Source organism: Longimicrobiaceae bacterium (assembly GCA_035936415.1).
Classification (GTDB): Bacteria; Gemmatimonadota; Gemmatimonadetes; order Longimicrobiales; family Longimicrobiaceae; genus JAFAYN01.
Genome location: DASYWD010000591.1, coordinates 1 through 4322, shown reverse-complemented (window position 1 = coordinate 4322; position 4322 = coordinate 1). Strand labels below are relative to the sequence as shown.

Here is a 4322-nt window from a genome sequence, read left to right as displayed (position 1 = left end):
GCCCGCGCGTCCCTCGTCCAGCAGCTTGCGGAACATCTCGACGCCCGTGACCGTGGTGCTCTTCTCGGAGTTCATCCCGACCAGCTCCACCGTCTCGCCCACCTTGATGATCCCGCGCTCGATGCGGCCCGTGGCCACCGTGCCGCGGCCCGTGATCGAGAACACGTCCTCGACCGGCATCAGGAACGGCTTGTCCACCTCGCGAACCGGCTCCGGGATGTAGCTGTCCACCGCGTCCATCAGCTCCGTGATCTTCTGCCCCCACTCGCTCGAGGGATCCCCCGACTCCAGCGCCTTGAGCCCCGAGCCCGCGATGATGGGAATGTCGTCGCCCGGGAAGTCGTACTCGCTCAGAAGCTCCCGAACCTCCAGCTCCACCAGCTCCAGAAGCTCCGGGTCGTCCACCATGTCCACCTTGTTCAGGAAGACCACGATGTATGGCACGTTCACCTGACGCGCCAGCAGGATGTGCTCGCGCGTCTGCGGCATCGGACCGTCCGCCGCGCTGACCACCAGGATCGCCCCGTCCATCTGCGCCGCACCCGTGATCATGTTCTTCACGTAGTCGGCGTGCCCCGGGCAGTCCACGTGCGCGTAGTGCCGCTTCTCCGTCTCGTACTCCACGTGCGCCGTCGCGATCGTGATCCCCCGCGCGCGCTCCTCCGGAGCCTTGTCGATGTTGTCGAAGCTCATGAACTCCGCCAGCCCCTTCGCCGCCTGAATCCGCGTGATCGCCGCCGTCAGCGTCGTCTTCCCGTGATCCACGTGCCCGATCGTCCCCACGTTCACGTGCGGCTTCGTCCGCTCAAACTTGGCCTTGGCCATTGGTTTGGATCCCCTTTCCGGGATTGGGTGAAAAATCGGCTAGCTTGATTCGGTCCGGGCGGCCGGAAGCGGCAGGCGCCCCGTGGAGCGCCTGCCGCCGTGACCGCCGTTCGCGAGCCGCCTTAGCCGCGAACCTTCGCGATGATCTCTTCCGCCTTGCTCTTCGGCACTTCCTCGTAGTGCGCGAACTCCATCGCGTACACGGCCCGGCCCTGGCTCATGGAGCGCAGGTTGGTCGAGTACCCGAACATCTCCGACAGCGGCACAAGCGCGTTGATGACCTGCGCCTCGTTGCGCTGGTCCATCCCCTGGATCTTGCCGCGCCGGGAGGAAAGGTCGCCGATCACGTCGCCCATGTAGTCGGACGGGGTGACGACCTCCACCTTCATCATGGGCTCCAGCAGCACCGGGCCAGCGCGCCGGGCGGCCTCCTTGAAGGCCATGGAGCCAGCGATCTTGAACGCGATCTCGGACGAGTCGACGTCGTGGTAGCTGCCGAAGACGAGCTGGACCTTCACGTCTACCATCGGGTAGCCGGCGAGCACCCCGTTCTCCATCGCCTCGCGCATCCCCTCGGACGCGGGCTTGATGAACTCGCGGGGGATCACGCCGCCGACGACCTTGTCCTCGAACACGAAGCCCTGGCCGGGCTCGGCCGGCTCCATGTTGATCACCACGTGCCCGTACTGGCCCGAGCCGCCGGTCTGCCGGACGAACTTGCCCTCGACGTTGGTGACCGTCTTCCGGATGGTCTCGCGGTACGCCACCTGGGGGCGGCCGACGTTGGCGTCCACCTTGAACTCGCGGAGCATGCGGTCCACGATGATCTCCAGGTGGAGCTCGCCCATCCCCGAGATGATGGTCTGCCCCGTCTCGGCGTCGGTGTGGACCCGGAAGGTCGGGTCCTCGTCCGCCAGGCGGCGCAGCGCCTCACCCATCTTGTCCTGGTCCACCTTGGTCTTCGGCTCCACCGCCACGTCGATCACCGGCTCCGGGAAGGTCATCGACTCGAGGACGATGGGGGCCTTCTCGTCGCACAGGGTGTTCCCGGTGGTGGTGTCCTTGAGACCGATCGCCGCGGCGATGTCGCCGGCGCGGACCTCGGGGATCTCCTCGCGCTTGTTGGCGTGCATCTGCAGGATGCGGCCGAAGCGCTCGCGCTTCCCCTTGGTGCTGTTGAGCACGTGCGCGCCGGACTCGATCACGCCGGAGTAGACCCGGAAGAAGGTCAGCTTCCCGACGAACGGGTCGGTGGCGATCTTGAACGCGAGCGCCGAGAAGGGCTCGTCGTCGGTCGCGTGACGCTCGATGACGTTCTCCTCGTTCCGGGGCTCCGTCCCCTTGATGGACGGGATGTCCACCGGCGCGGGGAGGTAGTCGATGATGGAGTCGAGGAGCTGCTGCACGCCCTTGTTCTTGAACGCCGACCCGGTCAGCACCGGGGTCATGGCGCCGGCGATGGTGGCGTTGCGGATGGCGCGGCGAAGCTCGGCCTCCGAGATCTCCTCGCCCTCCAGGTAGCGCTCCATCAGCGCGTCGTCGTGCTCCACCGCGCCCTCGACCAGCGCCAGGCGCGCGGCCTGCAGGGCGTCCTGGAGCTCGGGGCGGACCGGCTGCTCCGTCCAGTTCTTGCCGAGCGTGGTGTCGTCGTAGATCAGCTCGACCTGGCGCAGCACGTCCACGATCCCGACGAAGTTCTCGCCGTCGCCGATCGGGAGGTGGATCGGGAGCGGGTTGGCCCCCAGCCGGTCGGTGATCATGGAGACGCAGCGCTCGAAGTTGGCGCCGGTCCGGTCCATCTTGTTGACGAAGCAGATGCGGGGCACGCCGTACTTGTCGGCCTGGCGCCACACCGTCTCGGACTGCGGCTCCACGCCCGCCACCGCGTCGAAGACGCAGACGGCGCCGTCGAGCACCCGGAGGGAGCGCTCCACCTCGACGGTGAAGTCCACGTGCCCCGGGGTGTCGATGATGTTGATCCGGTACGTGTCGCCCAGCCGGTCCCACTGGCAGGTGGTCGCGGCCGACGTGATGGTGATGCCGCGCTCCTGCTCCTGCTCCATCCAGTCCATGGTCGCCGCACCCTCGTGCACCTCACCGATCTTGTGAGTGCGGCCGGTATAGTACAGGATGCGCTCGGTCGTGGTCGTCTTGCCGGCATCGATGTGCGCCATGATGCCGATGTTGCGCAGCTTGTCCAGCGGTGTGGTGCGGGCCATGATCTATTCCTGTGATGCAGAGAAGCAGGCGCATCGGAGGGCGGCGAGCCACCCTCCGGGCGCCTGCGGTCCCCGGCTTGTTGTTTCTGTGACCGGCGCTTACCAGCGATAGTGGGCGAACGCCTTGTTGGCGTCGGCCATGCGGTGCGTGTCGTCCTTCTTCTTGATCGTCGCACCCTCGTTGCGGCTCGCCGCGAGCAGCTCGGCCGCGAGACGGTCCGCCATGGTCTTCTCGCCGCGGGCGCGGGCGTAGCCCACCAGCCAGCGCATGGCGAGCGCCTGCCGGCGCTCCGGGCGGACCTCGACCGGCACCTGGTACGTGGCGCCGCCGACCCGGCGGGACTTCACCTCGAGGACCGGCTTGGCGTTGTTCAGCGCCGTCTTGAAGACGGTCTCCGCCGGCTGGCCGCTCCGCTCCTCCATCGTGCGCATGGCATCGTAGAAGATCTTCTCGGCCAGGGACTTCTTCCCGTCCCGCATCAGCGTGTTCACGAACTTCGTGATCACCTCGGAGCCGTAGATCGGGTCCGGGAGGGTCGGGCGCTTGACGGCGCGGTTACGACGGCTCATGGCTTACTTCCTCCCCTTGCCCGGAGCACCCTTGCCGGCGGGCTGGCCCGGCTTGGGCCGCTTCGCGCCGTACTTGGAGCGGCTCTGCCGGCGGTCGTTCACGCCGGAAGCGTCCAGGGTCCCGCGGATGATGTGGTAGCGGACACCCGGAAGGTCCTTCACGCGGCCGCCGCGGATGAGGACGATCGAGTGCTCCTGCAGGTTGTGCCCCTCGCCGGGGATGTACGCCGTGACCTCGAACCCGTTGGTCAGCCGGACGCGGGCAACCTTCCGAAGGGCCGAGTTCGGCTTCTTCGGCGTGGTGGTGTAGACGCGCGTGCAGACGCCGCGCTTCTGCGGATTGTTCCGCATGGCGGGCGACTTGCTCTTGTTCTCGAGCGTCTGGCGCCCCTTGCGAACCAGCTGGTTGATAGTCGGCATACTCGGTGAGAGCCTGGATAAACGAAAAAAGATTGGCGAAGACAGGCCTTCGTCTTCGCCGCCGCCCACAAAAAGTTAGGCGACAGACCGGGTAAGGTAATGCAGACGGGGCCGAATGTCAACGGAGCCCCCGGGGTGCGGACCGACGAAGCATGAGTCATCCCGGAGATTGAGGTCCGGGAGTTGAAGCAACAAACCCTCCGATGGGTCACATCCATCGGAGGGTTTGCTGTATGAAGACGATCGCCTCGGAGCATTGCAGCGCGTCGGCTCTCGCCTCCACACTCT

Annotated in this window: 4 protein-coding genes; all 4 read right to left on the bottom strand. The window is 66.7% G+C overall.

The annotated features are described in order from the left end of the window. The coding region (locus VGR37_23720) for an elongation factor Tu (protein ID HEV2150429.1) at positions 1–825 on the bottom strand (825 nt) is incomplete at its 3' end. Positions 826–947: 122 nt separating this feature from the next. Next, positions 948–3044: an elongation factor G gene (gene fusA / locus VGR37_23715; protein HEV2150428.1), complete on the bottom strand. Its 2097-nt coding sequence runs from the start codon at positions 3042–3044 to the stop codon at positions 948–950. A gap of 99 nt (positions 3045–3143) precedes the next feature. Further along, the gene (rpsG, locus tag VGR37_23710; protein HEV2150427.1) at positions 3144–3614 is read right to left on the bottom strand and encodes a 30S ribosomal protein S7; all 471 of its coding nucleotides are present in this window, start codon (positions 3612–3614) and stop codon (positions 3144–3146) included. Positions 3615–3617: 3 nt separating this feature from the next. Further along, entirely contained in the window at positions 3618–4034 is a 417-nt protein-coding gene (gene rpsL, locus VGR37_23705) for a 30S ribosomal protein S12 (protein ID HEV2150426.1), read from the bottom strand. Between the last annotated feature and the right edge of the window lie 288 nt (positions 4035–4322).

Excerpts from the sequence above, each read along its gene's own strand:
- fusA (HEV2150428.1), bottom strand. The coding sequence starts at position 3,044 with ATGGCCCGCACCACACCGCTGGACAAGCTGCGCAACATCGGCATCATG.
- rpsG (HEV2150427.1), bottom strand. The coding sequence starts at position 3,614 with ATGAGCCGTCGTAACCGCGCCGTCAAGCGCCCGACCCTCCCGGACCCG.
- rpsL (HEV2150426.1), bottom strand. The coding sequence starts at position 4,034 with ATGCCGACTATCAACCAGCTGGTTCGCAAGGGGCGCCAGACGCTCGAG.